The 21,016-nt window shown below is 72.5% G+C and carries 15 protein-coding genes; 11 read left to right on the top strand and 4 right to left on the bottom strand.

From position 1 onward, the window contains the following. Positions 1 to 54: 54 nt before the first annotated feature. Positions 55 to 2,088 carry a hypothetical protein gene (locus ACGFW6_RS14160; protein WP_393508064.1) on the bottom strand — a complete coding sequence of 678 codons (2,034 nt, stop codon included), beginning with the start codon at positions 2,086 to 2,088 and terminating at the stop codon, positions 55 to 57. Positions 2,089 to 2,440: 352 nt separating this feature from the next. Here ACGFW6_RS14160 and ACGFW6_RS14155 point away from each other — a divergent pair, with 352 nt between their 5' ends. The 7 genes from ACGFW6_RS14155 (at position 2,441) to ACGFW6_RS14125 (ending at position 13,239) form a co-directional block, all read left to right on the top strand. Further along, on the top strand, positions 2,441 to 3,988 hold the full coding sequence (locus ACGFW6_RS14155; RefSeq protein ID WP_393508063.1) for a leucyl aminopeptidase: 1,548 nt from the start codon (positions 2,441 to 2,443) through the stop codon (positions 3,986 to 3,988). Positions 3,989 to 4,244: 256 nt separating this feature from the next. After that, entirely contained in the window at positions 4,245 to 5,633 is a 1,389-nt protein-coding gene (lpdA, locus tag ACGFW6_RS14150; protein WP_393508061.1) for a dihydrolipoyl dehydrogenase, read from the top strand. A 59-nt stretch (positions 5,634 to 5,692) separates the two neighbouring features. After that, positions 5,693 to 7,483 (top strand): 2-oxoglutarate dehydrogenase, E2 component, dihydrolipoamide succinyltransferase, encoded by a 1,791-nt coding sequence (gene sucB, locus ACGFW6_RS14145; protein ID WP_393508059.1) that lies wholly within the window; start codon positions 5,693 to 5,695, stop codon positions 7,481 to 7,483. Between the two features lie 369 nt (positions 7,484 to 7,852). Then, positions 7,853 to 8,482 carry a GntR family transcriptional regulator gene (locus ACGFW6_RS14140; protein WP_393442264.1) on the top strand — a complete coding sequence of 210 codons (630 nt, stop codon included), beginning with the start codon at positions 7,853 to 7,855 and terminating at the stop codon, positions 8,480 to 8,482. A 288-nt stretch (positions 8,483 to 8,770) separates the two neighbouring features. Continuing rightward, positions 8,771 to 11,473: a pyruvate dehydrogenase (acetyl-transferring), homodimeric type gene (gene aceE, locus ACGFW6_RS14135; RefSeq protein WP_393508057.1), complete on the top strand. Its 2,703-nt coding sequence runs from the start codon at positions 8,771 to 8,773 to the stop codon at positions 11,471 to 11,473. Between the two features lie 176 nt (positions 11,474 to 11,649). Next, positions 11,650 to 12,633 (top strand): helix-turn-helix transcriptional regulator, encoded by a 984-nt coding sequence (locus tag ACGFW6_RS14130; protein ID WP_393508055.1) that lies wholly within the window; start codon positions 11,650 to 11,652, stop codon positions 12,631 to 12,633. Positions 12,634 to 12,720: 87 nt separating this feature from the next. Further along, positions 12,721 to 13,239 carry a DUF4240 domain-containing protein gene (locus tag ACGFW6_RS14125; RefSeq protein WP_393508803.1) on the top strand — a complete coding sequence of 173 codons (519 nt, stop codon included), beginning with the start codon at positions 12,721 to 12,723 and terminating at the stop codon, positions 13,237 to 13,239. A gap of 10 nt (positions 13,240 to 13,249) precedes the next feature. On the opposite strand, the gene ACGFW6_RS14120 is transcribed toward ACGFW6_RS14125, so the two are convergent. Beyond that, on the bottom strand, positions 13,250 to 13,453 hold the full coding sequence (locus tag ACGFW6_RS14120) for a hypothetical protein (RefSeq protein ID WP_393508053.1): 204 nt from the start codon (positions 13,451 to 13,453) through the stop codon (positions 13,250 to 13,252). Positions 13,454 to 13,659: 206 nt separating this feature from the next. Between ACGFW6_RS14120 and ACGFW6_RS14115 the strand changes: the two genes are divergently transcribed. Beyond that, positions 13,660 to 14,799, top strand: a complete 1,140-nt coding sequence (locus ACGFW6_RS14115; RefSeq protein WP_393508051.1) for a lipid II:glycine glycyltransferase FemX — start codon at positions 13,660 to 13,662, stop codon at positions 14,797 to 14,799. Between the two features lie 24 nt (positions 14,800 to 14,823). Here the strand turns inward: ACGFW6_RS14115 and ACGFW6_RS14110 are convergent, their stop codons facing one another. Next, complete coding sequence (locus tag ACGFW6_RS14110) at positions 14,824 to 15,567, bottom strand: peptidoglycan recognition protein (protein ID WP_393508800.1); 744 nt, start codon at positions 15,565 to 15,567, stop codon at positions 14,824 to 14,826. 1,153 nt (positions 15,568 to 16,720) lie between these two features. On the opposite strand from ACGFW6_RS14110, the gene ACGFW6_RS14105 reads away from it, so the two are divergent. Next, positions 16,721 to 17,905 carry a MarP family serine protease gene (locus tag ACGFW6_RS14105; protein ID WP_393508049.1) on the top strand — a complete coding sequence of 395 codons (1,185 nt, stop codon included), beginning with the start codon at positions 16,721 to 16,723 and terminating at the stop codon, positions 17,903 to 17,905. Between the two features lie 51 nt (positions 17,906 to 17,956). On the opposite strand, the gene ACGFW6_RS14100 is transcribed toward ACGFW6_RS14105, so the two are convergent. Next, the gene (locus ACGFW6_RS14100) at positions 17,957 to 18,457 is read right to left on the bottom strand and encodes a GNAT family N-acetyltransferase (protein WP_393508047.1); all 501 of its coding nucleotides are present in this window, start codon (positions 18,455 to 18,457) and stop codon (positions 17,957 to 17,959) included. A gap of 70 nt (positions 18,458 to 18,527) precedes the next feature. Between ACGFW6_RS14100 and ACGFW6_RS14095 the strand changes: the two genes are divergently transcribed. Both ACGFW6_RS14095 and ACGFW6_RS14090 read left to right on the top strand, forming a co-directional pair. Then, entirely contained in the window at positions 18,528 to 19,433 is a 906-nt protein-coding gene (locus tag ACGFW6_RS14095; RefSeq protein ID WP_393508045.1) for a TIGR01777 family oxidoreductase, read from the top strand. Between the two features lie 160 nt (positions 19,434 to 19,593). Further along, positions 19,594 to 20,976, top strand: coding sequence for an NAD(P)/FAD-dependent oxidoreductase (locus ACGFW6_RS14090; RefSeq protein ID WP_393508043.1), 1,383 nt, complete (start codon positions 19,594 to 19,596; stop codon positions 20,974 to 20,976). Positions 20,977 to 21,016: the final 40 nt, after the last annotated feature.

Below are 21,016 nucleotides of genomic sequence, written 5' to 3'. Positions count from 1 at the left end.
GGTTCGTCGTGGCTGGTCGCGCAGTTCCCCGCGCCCCTTTCCGGGGCTCTGCCGCTACGGCAGTCTGAGCGTGAGCGCCGACTGCAGCAGCGCCGGCGTGGTCCAGGCCGAGCGCTTGCCCGCGTACGGCGTCCCGAACGCGGAGGTGCCGAGCACGAGTTGCTTGACGGTGCCGTCCGGCGCGGTCACCGGGATCTGTGTCCCGGACGGGGCGTTGACGGTCACGGTCCTGCCGATGCGGTACGCCGTGACAGAGCCCTTCGCGACGGCGTTCTGCCAGGCGGCCCGGCGCTGGAGCTCGGTGCCGATGGCGCTCTGCGCCAGGTTCTCCACCGGGGTGTTGGCGGCGAACAGTGCCTGGTAGTCGGCGAGCACCCTGTCCAGGACCGGGTACAGCGTCCGGTCCTCGGCCAGGTTGGACTGGTGGGCGTAGTGCGGACGCGGGTCGTTGCCGATCACGTGCCCGAGGGCGATGCGGGCCTCCTGCGGCACGATGTACTCGTCGTAACCCGTGGCGACCTCCAGCGGCTCGGCCAGGCAGGTGGAGGCGGGGTTGGTCTCGCAGACGCCGCTGCCGCCGTCGGCCGCCGAGGCGTAGATCCAGTTGTACTCGTCGGCCATCTCCTCGTCGGTGCCCGTGTTGTAGTACACGTTCATCGGGTACCGGGGCACGGTGAGGGCCGCGCCGACCGAACGCTGGGCGGGCTCACGGGAGTTGTCCGAGGCGATCCACTTGACGCCGTTGTCGGCGAGGGCGCCGGCGAGGTGGGGGTTGTCGGCGGGCTGCTGCGGCAGGGTCTTCAGGCCCGAGTGCTCGCCGGTGACCAGTTCCGTGCGGTCGAGCGGGAGCCCCTTGCTCACACCCCAGTTGTGGTTGTTCCTGATCTGCGCCGAGATCTCCGAGCGGCTCATGTAACGCGTCGAGCCGTCGGCGTTCGCGGCGCAGCTCCACGGCACGGTCGAGGTGTCCTGGACACAGCCGAGGAACGGGTGCGTGTAGGTGTGGTTGATCCAGCGGTACTGCGCCTTGTCCGCGAGCAGCCGGTCGGCGAGGGCGTCGGTGCCGCCGTTCTCGCTCTTCCACTCCTCGCCGGAGCCGGCGTTGTAGACCATGTCCAGCTTGAAGCCGTGCTCGCGCTGCCACTGGGCGGCGTACACCGCGTCCGCGGCGGTCATCCGGATCGGCGCGGTCTCCTCGCCGCCCCCGCCCACGCAGTCGATGTCACCGGGCGTGCAGTTGCGCTCGGTGTCCCAGCGGGCGTCGGGTGCGAAGACGTCGTCGACGTGCACCGCGAAGTAGTTGCGTGCCTGGCCGAGGTGGATGCCCTGGGTCAGCCACTCGACGATGCCGCGGGCCAGGAGGCGGAACTGCTGCTGGTACTGGTTGTAGGCGAACGTCACCACCAGTTCGCGGCGGCCGTCGTGGCTGTACTCGCCGACCAGGCTGCCCCGCCCGGAGCCGCCCGCCACGGGGACGTCGACATAGCTGGTGAAGCCGGTGCGGGGCCGGGCGACGTAGCCGTAACTCTCGGAGACGGACGGGTCGTTGTCCTCGAAGGCGAAGGCGCCGTCGAGGTAGCCGAAGGCCCCGGCCCTGCCGTCGGTCGTCACCGACGCCTGGTACCCGTCCAGGCTGCCGGCCCAGCCGCCCTCGCTGGTGTAGTCGAGGCCGACGCCGGGGTGGGCCCAGGTGTAGGCGTCGACCTGCGGGATGCCGTAGGTCCGCTCGTAGGTCTCCAGTGCGGTCTGCTCGGCGGAACCCGCCCCGAACGGGGCCTCGTTGGGCAGCACCACGCCCTGGAATCTGGCGCGGGGCCGTCCGTTCACCGTGTCGCTGAGGAACGCGCCGGTGATGGCCGGACGGGCGGCGTCGTTCAGGTCGACGGTGGTGTACGGGATACCGGTGCTCTTGAGCTGGTCGGTGATGGCCCGGACGGGGCTGCCGCCGTTGTCGACGACCAGCACCCTCAGGTCGACGCGCGGTTCCTCGGCGGCCGCGGCGCCGGGTACCGAGACGCCCAGCGTGAGCAGACCGGCGGCCGTGACGACCGAAGCCGCGTTTCTCCATCTGTGCGCAGTGTGCGCCATTGAATGCCCTTCCCCCCAGAAGGTCCCCTTGCGGCCGATTGCGATGAATCGGCGGAGGATCCGTGGAAATCATGCAAAGCGGCAAGCGAGCGGCTCGCCGGAACCAGACGAGTGTGACTCAGCTCACCGGTGCCGGGGATCAGGAAACGACCGCGACGCCACTGACAGGTGAACGTCCGTAGGAATGAGCGAACGCTCACACGAGCGTAGGCTCGTCCCGAGTGTTCGCCGTACCGGGGAAGGCCCCGCTGCCACCGCACCCCTAGGTCGGAACTAGGGTCGGCCGTCGGGCCCGGTCGACCCACACTATTCGGCCAACGCAACTTCACATCGGAAGCGAGATTTCACCACCGTGACTGCTCTCACTCTCAGCACCGCCGCGGCGCCCGGCCTGCGGGCCGACGCGATCGTGATCGGTGTCGCCAAGGGCGCTGCGTCCAAGTCCGCGGGACTCGTCGTCGCACCGGGCGCCGAGGCCGTGGACAAGGCGTACGACGGCAGGCTGGCCGGCGTCCTGGAGACCCTCGGTGCCTCCGGCGCCGAGGGCGAGGTGACGAAGCTCCCCGCACCCGCCGGTTTCAAGGCTCCGCTCGTGCTGGCGGTGGGGCTGGGCGCCGAGCCCGAGAAGGACTCCGACTACGACGCCGAGGTGCTGCGCAAGGCCGGCGGCGTCGCCGCCCGCGCCCTCGCCGGCGCCAAGAAGGCCGCGTTCGCGCTGCCGCTGGGCGACTCCGCCGACATCGGCGCCGTCGCCGAGGGCGTGCTGCTCGGGGCGTACGCCTTCGACGTCTACAAGGAGAACGGCAAGGACTCCGGCGCCCAGGGCAAGAAGAACGGCAAGGCCCCCCTCGCCGAGGCCGCGCTGCTCGGCGGCAAGCCCCGCGACAAGGAGCACAAGGCCGCGATCGAGCGTGCCACCGCCGTCTCCGAGGAGCTCAACCGCGCCCGCGACCTGATCAACACCCCGCCCAACGACCTCACCCCCGAGTCGTTCGCCGCGATCGCCACGGCGGCCGGCAAGGAGCACGGCATCAAGGTGCAGGTGCTCGACGAGAAGGCGCTGACCAAGGGCGGCTACGGCGGCATCCTCGGCGTCGGCTCCGGCTCGCAGGCCGGTCCGCGGCTGGTGAAGCTGACGTACACGCACTCCAAGGCGAGCAAGCACCTCGCGCTCGTCGGCAAGGGCATCACCTACGACTCGGGCGGCATCTCGCTGAAGCCGGCCGGGCACAACGAGACGATGAAGTGCGACATGAGCGGCGCGGCCGCCGTGTTCGCCGCCGTGGTCGCCGCCGCGCGTCTCGGGCTCCAGGTGAACGTCACCGGCTGGCTGGCGCTGGCCGAGAACATGCCCTCGGGCTCCGCGGTGCGTCCCGGTGACGTGCTGCGCATGTTCAGCGGCAAGACCGTGGAGGTGCTCAACACGGACGCCGAGGGCCGGCTGGTGCTCGCCGACGCGCTGTGGGCGGCCTCGCAGGAGGAGCCGGACGCGATCGTCGACGTGGCGACGCTGACCGGCGCGATGGTGCTGGCGCTCGGCAGCCGCACCTTTGGTGTGATGGCCAACGACGACGCGTTCCGCTCGGCGATCGTGGAGGCCGCCGAGGAGGTCGGGGAGCCGTCGTGGCCGATGCCGCTGCCGGAGCACCTGCGCAAGGGCATGGACTCGCCCACCGCCGACATCGCCAACATGGGTGAGCGCATGGGCGGCGGACTGGTCGCCGGTCTGTTCCTGCGGGAGTTCGTGGGCGAGGGGATCACCTGGGCGCACCTGGACATCGCGGGCCCGGCGTTCAACGAGGGCGGCCCCTTCGGGTACACGCCCAAGGGCGGCACGGGGTCCGCGGTGCGCACCCTGGTCCGGCTCGCCGAGCTGACGGCCGCGGGCGACCTGGGCTGACGTCGTCGTAGGTGAGGGGGGCTCCGCGCGCGGGTAGGGCGGAGCCCCTCTTCCATGCCCGCCTCTCGCGTGCGCTCAGCTGAACGTGGGACGTCTCACACACCGGCCCGGCGTCTCGTTCGGTGTGGACAAGTGCGAAGATGGGGCTCGGCAGGACAGGGCCCCCACCACAGGGCCGAAGAAAGAGCGGCCGGACACCAGCCGCCGCCCGGTCAACGCTGACCGGCGTACGGCGCACATGCATGGAGGACGTGACGTGGCGAACGACGCCAGCACCGTTTTCGACCTAGTGATCCTCGGCGGTGGTAGCGGTGGTTACGCCGCGGCCCTGCGCGGGGCGCAGCTGGGCCTGGACGTCGCCCTGATCGAGAAGGACAAGGTCGGCGGCACCTGCCTGCACCGGGGATGCATCCCCACCAAGGCCCTGCTTCACGCGGGCGAGATCGCCGACCAGGCTCGTGAGAGCGAGCAGTTCGGCGTGAAGGCCACCTTCGAGGGCATCGACATCGCCGGTGTGCACAAGTACAAGGACGGCGTGATCGCCGGCCTGTACAAGGGCCTCCAGGGTCTCGTCGCCTCCCGCAAGGTGACGTACATCGAGGGTGAGGGCCGGCTGTCCTCCCCGACCTCCGTCGACGTCAACGGACAGCGCGTCCAGGGCCGCCACGTCCTGCTGGCGACCGGCTCCGTGCCGAAGTCGCTGCCGGGCCTGGAGATCGACGGCAACCGGATCATCTCCTCCGACCACGCCCTCGTCCTGGACCGCGTGCCGAAGTCCGCGATCATCCTGGGCGGCGGCGTCATCGGCGTCGAGTTCGCCTCGGCGTGGAAGTCCTTCGGCTCCGACGTCACCGTCATCGAGGGCCTGAAGCACCTCGTCCCGGTCGAGGACGAGAACTCCTCCAAGCTTCTTGAGCGCGCGTTCCGCAAGCGCGGCATCAAGTTCAACCTGGGCACGTTCTTCCAGAAGGCCGAGTACACGCAGGACGGCGTCAAGGTCTCCCTCGCCGACGGCAAGGAGTTCGAGGCCGAGGTCCTGCTGGTCGCCGTCGGCCGCGGCCCGGTCTCCGCCGGCCTCGGCTACGAGGAGCAGGGCGTCGCCATGGACCGCGGCTACGTCCTCGTCGACGAGTACATGCGTACCAACGTCCCGACCATCTCCGCCGTCGGTGACCTGGTCCCCACGCTCCAGCTCGCGCACGTCGGCTTCGCCGAGGGCATCCTGGTTGCGGAGCGTCTGGCCGGTCTGAAGACCGTCCCGATCGACTACGACGGTGTCCCCCGCGTGACCTACTGCCACCCGGAGGTCGCCTCCGTCGGTATCACCGAGGCCAAGGCCAAGGAGATCTACGGCGCGGACAAGGTCGTCGCTCTGAAGTACAACCTGGCGGGCAACGGCAAGAGCAAGATCCTCAACACCGCGGGCGAGATCAAGCTCGTCCAGGTCAAGGACGGTGCGGTGGTCGGCGTCCACATGGTCGGCGACCGTATGGGCGAGCAGGTCGGCGAGGCCCAGCTGATCTACAACTGGGAGGCGCTGCCGGCCGAGGTCGCCCAGCTCATCCACGCCCACCCGACGCAGAACGAGGCGCTCGGCGAGGCCCACCTGGCCCTGGCCGGCAAGCCGCTCCACTCGCACGACTGACCCTCGGTCGACGAAGCGACGACACAGACTTCCGCAATTCGTTAGGAGCAACCGAAACCATGGCGGTTTCCGTAACCCTTCCGGCGCTCGGCGAGAGCGTCACCGAGGGCACTGTCACCCGCTGGCTGAAGGCCGAGGGCGAGCGCGTCGAGGCCGACGAGCCGCTGCTCGAGGTCTCCACCGACAAGGTCGACACCGAGATCCCCTCCCCCGCCGCCGGCGTCCTGGCCTCCATCAAGGTCGCCGAGGACGAGACGGTCGAGGTCGGTGCCGAGCTGGCCGTCATCGACGACGGCACGGGCGCGGCCGCCGCCGCCCCGGCCCCCGCCGCCGAGCCCGCCCCGGCCGCCGAGCCGGAGCCGGCCCCGCAGGCCGCCGCCCCGTCCACCGAGCAGGCCGCCCCGGCCCCGGCGCCCACCGCCGAGTCCGCCGCCGGCGCCGGCTCCGCCGAGGGCACGGACGTGGTCCTGCCCGCGCTCGGCGAGTCCGTCACCGAGGGCACCGTCACCCGCTGGCTGAAGTCGGTCGGCGACAGTGTCGAGGCCGACGAGCCGCTGCTGGAGGTGTCGACGGACAAGGTCGACACCGAGATCCCCGCCCCCGCCTCCGGCACGCTGCTGGAGATCGTGGTCGGCGAGGACGAGACGGCCGAGGTCGGCGCCAAGCTGGCCGTCATCGGCGTCGCGGGTGCCGCTCCGGCGGCCGCCCCGGCCCCGGCGGCTCCGGCTCCCGCCGCCGCTGCCCCGGCTCCGGCCGCCCCGGCCGCTCCCGCGGCTCCGGCTGCCCCCGCCGCTCCGGCCGCGCCCGCCGCTGCCGCCCCGGCTCCGGCCCAGCCCGCCGCTCCGGCTCCCGCGCCGGCCGCTCCGGCCCCGGTCACCCCGGCTCCGGCCGCTCCGGCCGCCGCCCAGCCGACCGACGAGGGCGCCTACGTCACCCCGCTGGTGCGCAAGCTCGCCGCCGAGAACGGCGTCGACCTGGCCTCCGTCAAGGGCACCGGCGTCGGCGGCCGTATCCGCAAGCAGGACGTCATCGCCGCCGCCGAGGCCGCGAAGGCCGCCGCTGCCGCCCCGGCTCCGGCCGCTGCCGCCGCTCCGGCCGCCAAGAAGGCGCCGGCCCTGGAGGTCTCCCCCCTCCGCGGCCAGACCGTCAAGATGCCGCGCATCCGCAAGGTCATCGGCGACAACATGGTCAAGGCGCTGCACGAGCAGGCGCAGCTCTCCTCGGTCGTCGAGGTCGACGTCACCCGCCTGATGCGCCTGCGCGCCCAGGCCAAGGACTCCTTCGCCGCGCGCGAGGGCGTCAAGCTCTCCCCGATGCCGTTCTTCGTGAAGGCGGCGGCCCAGGCGCTGAAGGCCCACCCGGTCATCAACGCCAAGATCAACGAGGCCGAGGGCACGATCACCTACTTCGACTCCGAGAGCGTCGGAATCGCGGTGGACTCCGAGAAGGGCCTGATGACCCCGGTCATCAAGCACGCGGGCGACCTGAACATCGCCGGCATCGCGAAGGCCACGGCGGAGCTGGCCGGCAAGGTCCGCGCCAACAAGATCACGCCGGACGAGCTCTCCGGTGCGACCTTCACCATCTCCAACACCGGTTCGCGCGGCGCGCTCTTCGACACGATCATCGTGCCGCCGGGCCAGGTCGCGATCCTCGGCATCGGTGCCACGGTCAAGCGCCCGGCGGTCATCGAGACCGAGGAGGGCACGGTCATCGGCGTCCGCGACATGACGTACCTGACCCTCTCCTACGACCACCGCCTGGTGGACGGTGCCGACGCCGCCCGTTACCTGACGGCGGTCAAGGCGATCCTGGAGGCGGGCGAGTTCGAGGTCGAGCTCGGCCTCTGATCACCTCTTGATCGGCAGTACGGCGCCCCGTCCGGAACTTCTCCGGACGGGGCGCCGCGCTTTTGGGGCGCCGGAGAGCTCGGTGTGCGGGGTTGTCGGGCGGGTGCGGGTGGTCGTGGGCCGGTCGCGCGGTTCCCCGCGCCCCTTCAGGGGCGTCCACTGCACCCACCTTCAGGGGCGCGGGGAACTGCGCGACCAGCCACAACCGACCCGCACCCGCCGAACGACACATCCCCCACCCCACTGGGCGCCCCCACCCCGCACCCCGTGTAAGTCTCGTCTCACCTGCACCAAAGCCCCCCTGTCGGCCCTCCCAGCGGAGCGCACCCGCCGTATTGTCTAAACGTCAACGCGCCCTAAGGAGCCCTCATGACCGCCCCCGTCATCCACTCGCTGCGCGAACAGATCCGCGAGCACATCCTGGAGGGGATCATCAGCGGTCGCTGGCAGCCGGGAGAGCGGATCGTCGAGCGACGCATCGCCACCGAGCTGGAGGTCAGCCAGACCCCCGTACGGGAGGCGCTGCGCGAGCTGGAGTCCCTGCGGCTGATCGAGTCCGCGCCGAACAAGGGCGTGCGCGTCCGCAGCCTGACCGCCGCCGACCTGGAGGAGAGCTACCCGGTCCGGGCCGGCCTGGAGGCCATCGCCGCGGAGCTCGCGGCCGAGCGCCTCGCCGAGGACTGCTCCGCCCTCGACCCGCACGTCACCGCGCTCTACGACGCCGACCGCAACTCCGACGGCACGGCCCAGGTACGGCACACGGTCGCCTTCCACCGGGAGATGGTCCGCGCGGCCGGCAACTCCGTGCTGCTGCACACCTGGGAGGGCCTCGGCATCGAGGTCTTCACGGCCCTGTCCATCCGCTGGCTGGGGACCGTGCAGCAGTCGTACGCGGAGGAGCACGAGGAGCTGGTGGCGGCCTTCCGGCGCCGGGACCCCCGGATCGCCGAGATCGTCAAGGCGCACGTACTGGGCTGCGCCCCGCGGCACGAGGCCTGAGCGCGCCCCCGCTCAAACGTAGCCTCACCTGCGAAAACCCGGGTAAAACGCGGCACCCGGTGCCTGTCCGAAAGGCACCGCGTGCCGACTTTCTCGTGATCAAGAGGTTTTCGCCCTCAACCCTTTGATCGATCATCGATCAGCGAGTTATTGTCGCCGACGGGCCACGCGGCAAACGCCGCATGGTGTCACCGCACCGAGGCCCTCCGCCCTGTCCTGCCAAAGACCTAGGGCACCCCCGAACCCTTACCGATGAGGGAACCCCCTTCGACTGAGGAAGGCGGCGACATGACCGACCCCAACGCCATCCAGCCGAGCGCGCTCGACCAGCTCCCCGACCGTGATCCGGAGGAGACCGCCGAATGGCAGGCCTCGCTGGACGCGGTCGCCCAGGCGGCCGGTCCGCACCGCGCCGCATACCTGATGCGCCGCACGCTGGAGCGGGCCGAGGCGGGCGGCATCGCGCTGCCGAAGCTCCTCGAGACCGACTACGTCAACACCATCCCGACCGCCGCCGAGCCGTCCGCGCCCGGTGACGAGGAGATGGAGCGCCGCATCACCGCGTGGAACCGCTGGAACGCGGCCGCGATGGTGACCCGCGGCTCCAAATACGGCGTCGGCGGCCACATCGCCACCTTCGCCTCCGCGGCCTGGCTCTACGAGACCGGCTTCAACCACTTCTTCCGCGGCAAGGAGGCCGACGGGTCGGGCGACCAGCTCTACATCCAGGGCCACGCCTCCCCCGGCATCTACGCCCGCGCCTTCCTCGACGGCCGCCTCACCGAGGCTCACCTCGACAACTTCCGCCAGGAGGCGGGCGGCAACGGCCTGCCGTCGTACCCGCACCCGCGCCGGCTGCCCTGGCTGTGGGAGTTCCCGACGGTCTCCATGGGCCTCGGCCCGCTGTCGGCGATCTACCAGGCGCGCTTCAACCGCTATCTGACCGCGCGCGGCATCAAGGACGTCTCGAACTCCCACGTCTGGGCCTTCCTCGGCGACGGCGAGATGGACGAGCCGGAGTCCACGGCGGCACTCGCCCTGGCCTCCCGCGAGGGTCTGGACAACCTGACCTTCGTCATCAACTGCAACCTCCAGCGCCTCGACGGCCCGGTCCGCGCGAACTTCAAGATCGTGCAGGAGCTGGAGGCGCAGTTCCGCGGCGCCGGCTGGAACGTCGTCAAGACGCTGTGGGGCACGGCCTGGGACGAGCTGTTCCAGCTCGACACCACCGGCGCGCTGGTACGCCGGCTGCGCGAGGTACCCGACGCTCAGGTGCAGACGTACCAGACGCGCGACGCCGCCTACATCCGCGAGGACTTCTTCGGCAAGGACCCGGCGCTCGTCGAGATGGCGAAGCTGCTGAGCGACGACAAGATCCTCGAGTGCTTCCACCTCTCCCGCGGTGGCCACGAGGCCCGCAAGGTGTACGCCGCCTACAAGGCCGCCGTCGAGTTCAAGGGCGCGCCGACCGTGATCCTGGCCCAGACGGTCAAGGGCCACACCCTCGGCGAGGGCTTCGCGTCGAAGAACGCCAACCACCAGATGAAGAAGCTGACGGTGGACGAGTTCAAGACGATGCGTGACCTGCTGGAGCTGCCGATCTCGGACAGCCAGTTCGTCGACGGGCAGGTCCCCTACGGCCACCCGGGCGCCGACTCCGCCGAGGTCCGCTACCTCCAGGAGACCCGCGCGGCCCTCGGCGGCCCGGCCCCGGCCCGCCGCGTCCACCCGGTGGCCCCGCTGCCGGCTCCGGCCGAGAAGGCGTTCGCGTCCTTCGACAAGGGCTCCGGCTCGCAGAACGTGGCCACCACCATGGCCTTCGTCCGGCTGGTCAAGGACCTGGTCCGGGACAAGGAGTCGGGCAGGCGCTGGGTGCCGATCGTCCCCGACGAGGCGCGCACCTTCGGTATGGAGTCGCTCTTCCCGTCCCTCGGGATCTACTCCCCCAAGGGCCAGACGTACGAGCCGGTCGACCGCGACCAGCTGATGTACTACAAGGAGGCCAAGAACGGCCAGATCCTCAACGAGGGGATCACCGAGGCCGGTTCGATGGCCGACTTCATCGCCGCGTCCACCGCGTACGCGACGCACGGCGAGGCGATGATCCCGTTCTACATCTTCTACTCGATGTTCGGCTGGCAGCGCACGGCCGACCAGATGTGGCAGCTCGGCGACCAGCTCGGCCGCGGCTTCCTCGTCGGCGCCACCGCGGGCCGTACGACGCTGACGGGCGAGGGCCTGCAGCACGCCGACGGTCACTCGCCGGTGATTGCGGCGACGAACCCGGCCGCGCTGACGTACGACCCGGCCTTCGCCTACGAGGTCGCGGCGATCGTCAAGGACGGTCTGCGCCGGATGTACGGCGAGGCCGCGCCGGGCGAGGACCCGAACGTCTTCTACTACCTGACCGTCTACAACGAGCCGCTCCCGCAGCCCGCGAAGCCCGCGGCGGACGGCGTCGACCAGGGCATCGTCAAGGGCCTGTACCGCTTCAACACGGCGGAGTCGGCGGGCCTGTCCCCGGTCGCGAACGCGCCGCGTATCCAGCTCCTCGGCTCCGGCACGGCGATCCACTGGGCGCTCCGGGCGCAGAAGCTGCTCGCGGAGGAGTGGGGCGTGGCGGCCGACGTCTGGTCGGCGACGTCCTGGACGGAGCTGCGCCGCGACGCGCTGGACGCGGACGCCGCCCTGCTGCGCGGCGAGGAGCGGGTCCCCTACGTCCGTCAGGCGCTCCAGGGCGCCGAGGGCCCGGTGCTGGCGGTCTCCGACTACATGCGTCAGGTCCCGGACCAGATCGCGCAGTGGGTCGAGCAGGACTACTCCTCGCTCGGTGCCGACGGCTTCGGCCTCTCCGACACCCGTGAGGCGGCCCGTCGCCACTTCGGCGTCGACGCCGAGTCGATCGTCGTGGCGGCCCTGGCCCAGCTCGCGAAGCGCGGCGAGGTCAAGGCGGCCGCCGTGAAGGAAGCGCGGGAGAAGTACGGGCTGTAAGGCCCGCGGCCCTCACCGGTTCCCGGTCGTTCGTCGACTGCGGACCGGTGAGGGCTTTTTTCGCGCAGTTCCCACGCCCCTGAGAACAGGCCCGTCCGGGCACGCCCCTCCTTGGGGGCGCGGTGAACCGCGTGACCGGCCCCCACCCACACCCGAATACGCACGATGATGGCCCCATGCGTGCTGCCCGCCTGATCAAAATGGTGCTGCTTCTGCAGTCCCGGCCCTCGATGACCGCTGCCGAGCTGGCGCGCGAGCTGGAGGTGTCCGAGCGGACCGTCACACGGGACGCGCAGGCGCTGTCCGAGGCCGGGGTCCCCGTGTACGCGGATCGCGGGCGGGCCGGCGGATACCGGCTCATCGGCGGGTACCGGACCCGGCTGACCGGGCTCGAACGCAGTGAGGCGGAGGCGTTGTTCCTCTCCGGGGTGCCGGGAGCGCTGCGGGAGATGGGGCTTCAGGACGCCGCGTCCGCGGCCCGGCTGAAGGTGTCCGCCGCGCTGATGCCGTCCCTGCGCGACGCCTCCCGTACGGCCTCCCAGCGCTTCCACCTCGACGCCCCGAACTGGTTCAAGGAGCCGAAGACCCCCGAGCTGCTGCCGGCCGTCGCGGACGCGGTGTGGGACGACCGGCGGATCGTGGCCCGGTACCGGCGCCGGGAGGAGGGCGAGGCCGAGCGCGAGCTGGAACCGTACGGACTCGTGCTGAAGGCGGGGGTCTGGTACCTGTGCGCCCGGGTCGCCGGGCACGGGGCGTACCGGGTGTACCGCATCGACCGGTTCACGGCCGTGGAGGCCGCGGACGACCGGTTCGAGCGGGACGAGGAGTTCGACCTGCCGGGATTCTGGGACGAGCGGGCCGAGCAGTTCGCGCGGTCCATCCTGCGCGCCGAGGTCGTGGTGCGGGTCTCCCCGGGCGGGGTGCGCAGGCTGCCGTACACCGTCGATCCGCAGTCCGCGCGGCAGGCGCTGGAGGCGGCCGGCGCCCCGGACGGGGACGGCTGGGTGACGCTGACGCTCCCGGTGGAGTCCGAGGAGGTCGCCCACACCCAGCTCGCCTCCCTCGGGCCGGAGATCGAGGTGCTGGAGCCACGGACGCTGCGGGAGCGCTTCGCGGCGGACGCGACACGGCTGGCGGCGCTGTACGGCGTGGAGCGGTAGACGGGTACGGCCTGGGGCCGTAGCCGCATAACAATCCGCCACACTCCACGTGCGCCCCACCCGCCCAGGGCCGATGCTTGACCCGTGATGGACGAGACGGAGTTCTGGGAGCTGGTGGACGGCGCGCGTGAGGGCGCCGAGGGTGACCCCGAGGAGCAGGCCGACCTGCTCGTGGACCGGCTGCTCCAACTCGACCCGGACGCGGTGCTCGACTTCGCCCGTCACTTCGAGGCCCGCTACAACCGCGCGTACACCTGGGACCTGTGGGGCGCCGCCTGGGTCCTGCTGGACGGGGCCAGTGACGACGCGTTCGACTTCTTCCGGTGCTGGCTGATCGGCCAGGGCCGCGAGGTGTACGAGGGCGGGGTGCACGACCCCGACTCGCTGGCCGACCTGCTGGACGACTTCGACGAGGAGTTCGACGGCGACGGCGAGGAGCTCGGCTACGCCGCGGACGAGGCCTACGAACAGCTCACCGGCACGGTCGCCCCCGACCTGGGCATCCCGCCCGCGCCGGCGGAGCCGGAGGGCACGCCGGTGGACTTCGAGAACGGGCGCGTGCTGGCGACGCGTTTCCCCAGGCTGTGGGAGCGGTTCAAGGACTGAGCCGCCGCGCTCAGGCCACGGCCCGCCTGCGGCCGGGGTCCGAGGGGATGTACGCCTGCGTCTGATCGGCCTTCACCGCGTGGTGCAGCGGCGCCTCGTTGGCCTGGTCCAGCGCGGACGCCGTGACGGCGGCCGGCCCCAGGACGACGGTCGCGACCGCGCAGACGACCGTCCAGACCCGCTTGCCGCCGTGCCCGCTGTTGCTGCTGCTCATGATCCCCACCTCCGGTCAGTGCGTGGCCATGACCCTAGGGAGGCTGTCTCGGCGGGATCCCTGAGCCGGCTACGAGAAACCTGTGAGGACCCGCCCGCGCGGTGACCCACGTCACCGGGCGCGACGTGAAGGTTCATCCACCGTCTCTTGACCCGTTGCGTGATCCGCGGCTTACGGTGGCCGCCCCGAACAGGAGCATCCAGTCCATGACCAGCCCGTACGTACGGGAGATCACGCGCGAGGACCATCTGTCCCATCTGCGGCTGTATCCCGACGCGAGCCATCTCCAGATCCCCGAGTGGGGCGATGTGAAGCCCGACTGGCGGGCGGAGAGCGTCGGCTGGTTCGAGGACGGGCCCGCCGGGGAGGTGCTGATCGCGTCGGCGCTCGTCCTGTACCGCCCGCTGCCCGGCACCCGGCGCTGCCTGGCCTATCTGCCCGACGGGCCGGGGATCGACTGGCAGGCTCCGCGGGTGGACCGCCGGCTGGACGCCCTGGTCGCCCATGTGGAGCGGCGCGGGGCGTTCTCGCTGCGGATGGGGCCGCCCCTGGTCGTACGTCACTGGGAGGCGGACACGGTCGCGGCGGGCGTCGCCGACCCCGACGTACGCGATCTGCACGACCTGCCCGCGGACGGCGTCGACGGGTACGCGCTGGACCTCGCGGAGCGGCTGGGGCGGCTCGGGTGGCGGCGGTGCGGGGACGGCAACGGCCGCGGTTTTGGCCTCGGCCAGCCGCGCTACGGCTGCCAGGTGCCGCTGGCGGGCCGCTCGACGGACGAGCTGCGGTCCGCCCTCGCGCCGCGCTGGGAGCAGTCCCTGCGCATCGCCGAGCGGGCGGGGGTCCTGGTCTCCTGGGGCACGGCGGCCGACCTGCCCGAGTTCTACCGGCTGTACACCGCGACCGCCGAACGCGACGGGTTCCGGGCCCGGCCGCTGGTCTACTTCCAGCGCCTGTGGGCGGCGCTGAACGCCGTGGACGGCGACCGGGTGCGGGTCTACCTCGCCGAGTACGACGGCGAGGTGCTGTCCGCCGCGCTCATGATCAGCGTCGGCTCCCGGGTCTGGCACTCCTATGCCGCATCCGGGCGCCGGGGGCGGGAACTGCGGCCGAGCAGCCTGCTGTTGTGGCGGATGCTGGGGGACGCCCGGCAGGCGGGGGCGCGGACGTACGACCTGCGCTCCATCACGCCGGCCCTGACCGAGGACCGGCTGCTCGGGCGGCTGCTGTTCAAGACGGGCGCGGGCGGCCGGGCCGTGGAGTACCTCGGGGAGTGGGAGCGTCCGGTGGGCAGCCAGGGGAAGGCGCTGCAGCGGGCGGTCGGGATGTACCTGGGGCGCAAGTGAGGGTGCCGGGGGCCCGGCGGCCCGTCATCTGCCCTGGAGCCGGGCGGCCGTCTCCCTGATTTCCGGCAGGCGGGCGCTGAGGGCCGCGCCGGGGCAGGTCGTCATGTAGCCCTCGTTGTGGCCGGCGATGGCCGGGAGGGTGGCGGTGGTGCCGGCGGAGTAGCGGCTGAGGCTGTTGCTGGAGGTCAGCGGCACCGTCGCGCGGGGGTCGGTCCCGGAGAGCCCCAGCTTCCACGCGGCGACCGCCGCGATGGCGTCGGTCATGGCCTTGGGGACCGGGACGCCCGCGGTGAAGGTGCCGAGGGCGGCGATGCCGGCGGTGCGGTGGTTGAAGCCCTGGGTGTGGGCGCCGGTCACGGCGCGGTCGACGCCGCCCGCACGGCCCTCGTAGACCGTGCCGCACCGGTCGACGAGGAAGTTGTAGCCGATGTCGTCCCAGTCCCGGGAGCCGGTCTGGCCCGCGTACAGGTAGCGGATGATGCGGGGCGAGTCGGCGCAGTCGTAGCCGTTGGGCGAGTCGGTGTGATGGACGAAGACGGCGACGACCTTGTCGTCGTAGCGCGGCGGCGGCTGGGCGCGCCGGACCTCGTCGTCCAGCCAGGCGGACCGGGGCACGATCTCCGGCCGGGCCGCGTGGTACGCCGCCACGGGCCGGGCCGCGACGGGCCGCTCCCCTTCGGTGACACTCCGCTCGACGCCCTGGGCGCACAGCAGCAGGGCCAGCGCGGCGGCGAGCCCGGGCACGCAGGCGAGCAGCACGACGAGCACACCGGAGATGCGGGCCCGGTCGACGCCCCGCCACCACCCCGCCCGGCCCTCGGCCCCGGCTCGCCCCTGCCGCCGGATCCGGTCCCACCGCTGGGCCCGCACCCGACGCCGAGCACGCGCCGACTCCCGGCGCCGAGCACGGGCCGACTCCCCGGCGACCGCCGCTCCCTCGCCCCGCCCGGCCACCCTCTCCTCCGGGGCCTCCCCACCCCGGCGCAGCACCCGCCGCCGCGCCCGCCGCCCGGCATCGGCCGGGGTCGCGGAGGGCCGCTCCCGCGGGACGGCGGACGAACCCTGCGGGACCGCGGACCGATCCTGCGGAACTGCGGACCGATCCTGCGGGACCGCGGACCGATCCTGTGGAACTGCGGACCGATCCTGTGGGACCGCGGCGGTCTGGTTCTGCCCGGCCGAACGGTCCGGCACGAAGGACTGCGCCTGCGGGGCCGGCTGCTCCGGCGCGGCGGGCGTTGTCCGGGGGCCCGGCCGAACCGGCCGGAGAGGCTCTGTCTCCGGGGCCGACCGGACCGGCCCGAGAAGCTCGGACTCCGTGGCCGGCCGATCCGGCCCCGGGGGCGGTGACTGCGGAGCCGCGTCATCCGACCCCAGCGGCCGTGACTGCGGAACCGCCCGGGCCGGGCCGGTGCGCTGTGGAGGCCCGGTCGGCCGCTGCGGCGCGGCGGGCCGTGTCGGGGTGTCCCGCAGGACGAAGCGGTCCTGCGGTTCCGGCCGCTCCCGCTCGGCCCCGGGCGCCCTTGCACCCGGCGCCGTCCGCTCCGTCCCGGCGTCGCGCGCGGCCCCGGGGGCCACGTCCCGCGCAGGTGCCCGGGACACGTCGGAGGCTGTCTGCGCGGGGCGCCCCAGGCCCGGTATCCGCGCAGCCCACGGTATTCGTACGGCGCGAGGTCTTCGTCTCCCCCGTGTGCGCCGGAAGACCCTTCGGGTGACCCGTCGGAAGACACGCATGAACCTACTGTCCGACGGATCCGGTCCGCCCGCGATGTGTGGTGTGACACCCCGTGGAACCAACGTCCCGGTCCGGGGCGTTTCTCCAGGTGCACGCGGCGTGGCCGGTTCCGGGCGGCGCCCGCGTGTGCGCTGATCAACAGGGGCTTTCCGCGCGTACTAAGAGGTCCTAGGGAAAGGCGGCTCTGTGGACCTGCTCGACATCCTGCTGTTGCTGGTGATCCTGGCCTACGCGGCGTCCGGCTACCGCCGCGGCCTGGTCGCCGGCTGCGTCTCGCTCGCCGGTTTCGTGGGCGGCGCGGTGATCGGCGTATGGATCCTGCCGTGGATGATGGACCTGGTCACACCGGGGACGACAGAGGCCACCGTGACCGCCGTGCTCACGGTGCTGGTCCCGGCCGTGGTGGTGCACGAGCTGGCCGGCCGGCTGGCCCTGCGGCTGCGCCGGGAGCTGGACCGCGGGCCGCTCAGGGTGGCCGACGGCGTCGGCGGCGCCGTGGCGAACTCGGTGGCCGTGCTGATCGTGGCCTGGGTCGCGGCCAGCGTCCTCGCCGCCTCCTCGTCGCCGCTGCTGACCTCGGCGATCCGTGACTCGCGCCTGCTCGGCACCGTCCAGGACGCCATGCCGGACACGACACCGGCCTGGTTCTCGCGGGCCACCTCCGCGCTCACCGAGGCGGGCTTCCCGCAGGTCTTCAACCCGTTCGAGAACGAGTCGACGGCCGAGGTCGCCAAGCCCACCGGCGACAGCGTCACGGCCGCCGCGACGAGCGCCGCCAAGCTCAGCACCGTCAAGATCGAGGGCTCCTCGGGCACCCAGGGCCGCGAGGGCAGCGGCTTCGTGTACGCCCCGCAGCACGTGATGACCAACGCCCACGTGGTGGCCGGCATCGACGAGCCGAGCGTCCGTGTCGGGGGCGTCGGACGGTCGTACGCGTCACGGGTGGTGCTGTTCGACCCGGAGCGGGACGTGGCCGTGCTGTACGTCCCCGAACTGCGCGCCCCCGTCCTGCGGTTCGACGACGAGGCCACCCGTGGCGACTCGGCGGTCGTGGCGGGCTACCCGGAGGACGGCGACCTGAACCTCCAGGCGGCGACGGTCGCCAACCGCGTGCAGGCGACGGGCCAGAACATCTACAACGACGACACCGTCACCCGCGAGATCTACTCGATCCGCTCCACCGTCCGCCCCGGCAACTCCGGCGGCCCGCTGCTGACCACCGACGGCAAGGTGTTCGGCGTGGTCTTCGCCCGCTCCACCTCCGACGACGAGACCGGCTACGTCCTGACCGCGGCCGAGGTCGCCTCCGACGCCCGCCGCGCGGCGAACGCGACCGAACCGGTGGACACGGGCGAGCTCGTCACTTCCTGAGCCCGCCCCGAAGCCGGCGGCGCGCGAGCGGGATCAGCCGACGGCCCGCCGTCACAGCGTCTGGCCCATGATCACGTCGTCCACGTAGCGGCCGTCCAGGAAGAACTCCTCGGGCAGCACGCCTTCCACCACGAACCCCTCGGACTCGTACAGCTTGCGCGCCGGCGTGTTGTGGCCGAGGACGCGCAGGCTGAGCCGGCGTGCGCCCCTGCGGCGGGCCTCCTCGACGACCGCGCGGATCAGTGCCCGGCCGACTCCGTGCCCGCGTGCCTCGTCGGCGACGGCGAGGCCCTGGATCTGGCGCACATGGGCGTTTGAGGCGAGCGGAGTGGGAAAGCCGAGGCGGACGTATCCGACGATGCGGCGGTCGAGTTCGGCGACGAGATGGTCGCCGGGGGTGTGGCGCCCGTCGAAGAACGGCGCGTGGGGCGGCTGCGGGCGCGGCGTGACCGCGTGCAGGGTCGACCACGTGCGACGGTCGAGGAGGGACAGCTCCTCCTCGTCGTCCGGCAGCGCGATGCGTATGTACGGCGGCTGGTGGTGCTCGTGCATGAGCGCCACCCTAAGTCCCGGTGGCGCGAACCCGATCCGGGTTTTATGTGGTCAGAGGCAGGATGAGGTCATGGAACTTTCAAGAATCGCGGTGGCGGGCTCCTCCGGCCTCATCGGCGGGGCCCTCGTGCGCTCCCTGACGGCCGACGGACATGAGGTCGTGCGGCTCGTGCGCCGGGCGCCCGGTTCCCGGGACGAGGTGCGCTGGGATCCGGAGAACGGCTCGGTGGACGCGGCGGGGCTCGCCGGGTGCGCCGCGGTCGTCAATCTGGCCGGGGCGAACGTGGGCTCGCGGCGCTGGACCGAGGAGTACAAGGCGACGCTCCGCTCCGGCCGGGTGCGGGGCACCGCGGCACTGGCGCAGGCCATCGCCTCGCTGAAGCCCGAGGAGCGGCCGCGGGTCTTCGTCAACGGCAGCGCGATCGGCTACTACGGCGAGACCGGTGAGCGCGCCGTCGACGAGAGCGCCCCGGCCGGGGAGGGCTTCCTGCCCTCGCTGGTCGTCGACTGGGAGGGCGCGGCGGCCCCGGCCCAGGAGGCGGGCGTACGGACGGTGTTCCCGCGCACGGGGCTGGTGGTGGCCCGTGAGGGCGGCGCCTGGGGACGGCTGTTCCCGTTGTTCAAGGCGGGGCTCGGCGGGCGGATGGGCGACGGGCGGCAGTACTGGTCGTTCGTCGCGCTGCACGACGAGGTGGCCGCGATCCGGCATCTGATCGACACCGACGGGCTGTCGGGGCCGTTCAACGTGACCGCGCCGCAGCCGGTGACGAACCGTGAGATCACCGAGGCCATGGGCCGGGTGCTGCGCCGGCCGACCCTGTTCCCGGTCCCCGCGCAGGTGCTGCGGACGGTGCTCGGCGAGATGGCGGGCGATGTGCTGGGCAGTCAGCGGGTGCTGCCGAAGCGGCTGCTGGAGTCGGGGTTCACCTTCGCCTTCCCGGAGATCGAGGGGGCGATCCGGGCGGCCGCGGGGTAACAGGCCGGCCTCCGTATGCGACCACTGTGCGACCGTGCTCTGTCGATGCGCGACTGTTCCTGACCGATCACAGACCTAACCTCGTCCCGAACTCGGGTATCCCCGGAGCCTGTTGGGGGCATGACGTCTCCACCGGCCGCGCAACCTCGAGGAGGGGCACGTGCTTGAGCCCGCGTACCAGGCGGACGTCGTCATCGTGGGAGCCGGGGTCGCCGGACTCTCCGCGGCGCATCGGCTGACCAGCGCAGGAGTAACGACCGCAGTCCTGGAGGCCGCCCCTTACCCGGGCGGCCGCATGTCGACCGAGAAGGTCGACGGGTTCCGACTCGACCGGATCGGGCAACTGTTGTCGACGTCGTATCCGGAACTACGTCTGACCCCAGGTCTCGACGCACTCGCGCTGCGCCCGTTCACCCCGGGCGTGCTGCTGCACAGCGACGGACGCCGGCAGCGCGCGGGCGCGGTACCGAGCGCGTTGGGCGCACGGCGCGCGAGGGGCGCATTGCACGCGGTGCGCGCCCTGGCAAGCGCCCCTCGGACCGGGGCCGCGCGGGGCGGCGCGGGCCCGAGCGCCATACCGAGGGTGCGGGCGGGCGCTCCCCTGGGCAGCGCCGTCGACCAGGCCCGGCTGGGTGCCGCGCTCGCCCGGCTCGCCTCCTCCCCCGTAGAACGGCTGCTGGCCCGGCCGGAGTTGCCGGCCTCACGGGCGCTCGCGGAACGAGGGGTGCCGGCACGGACCGTCGACGGCTTCCTGCGGCCGCTGCTGGCCGCGCTGCTGTGCGACCCCGAGCTGACGACGTCCAGCCGGTGCGCCGATCTGGCGCTGCGCTCCTTCGCGAGCGGACGCCTGTGCGTGCCCGAGGGCGGTGCCGAGGCGCTGCCGGAGCTCCTGGCACGCGCGCTGCCGCCGGGCACGGTGCACACCGGGGTGCGGGTGACGTCCGTCGCGACGACGTCCGTGACCACCGCCGAGCACGGCGAGATACGGTGCCGGGCCGTGCTGCTGGCGACGGACGCGCGGACCGCCGCCGAGCTGCTGCCGGGTCTGCGCGTACCCGACTTCCACCCGGTCACCGTCGTCCACCACACCACCGACGAGCCGCCGGCGACCGGCGCCTCCCTGCTCCTGGACGCCGACCGCGGCGGCCCGGTCTCGCACACGGCGCTGATCAGCCAGGTCGACCCGACCCGCGCACCGGCGGGCCGGGCCCTCATCTCCTCGACGGTCCTGGGCACCCCGCCGCCCGACATCGACACGGCCGTGCGGATGCACCTCGCCCGTCTCTACGGCACCTCCACGGCACGCTGGGAGACGCTCGCGGTGCACCACACGCCGGAAGCCGTCCCGGCGATGCGCCCACCGCACGACCTGCGCCGGCCGGTGCGCCTCCTGGCCGGGCTGTACGTCTGCGGCGACCACCGCGACACCAGCACGGTCCAGGGCGCCCTCCACTCGGCCCACAGGGCGGCGGCAGCCATCCTGACGGACCTGGGTTCGGCCGGTTCCCTGCACCGCGCGGAGCCGTTACGCGCAGCGGCATGACACCGCAGGGTTCCCCGCGCCCCCTCAGGGGCGCGGGGAA

The organism is Streptomyces sp. Y7, from assembly GCF_043195415.1.
GTDB lineage: Bacteria > Actinomycetota > Actinomycetes > Streptomycetales > Streptomycetaceae > Streptomyces.
The sequence above is the reverse complement of the archived record's forward strand: the minus strand, read 5'-3'. Positions and strand labels throughout refer to the sequence as shown.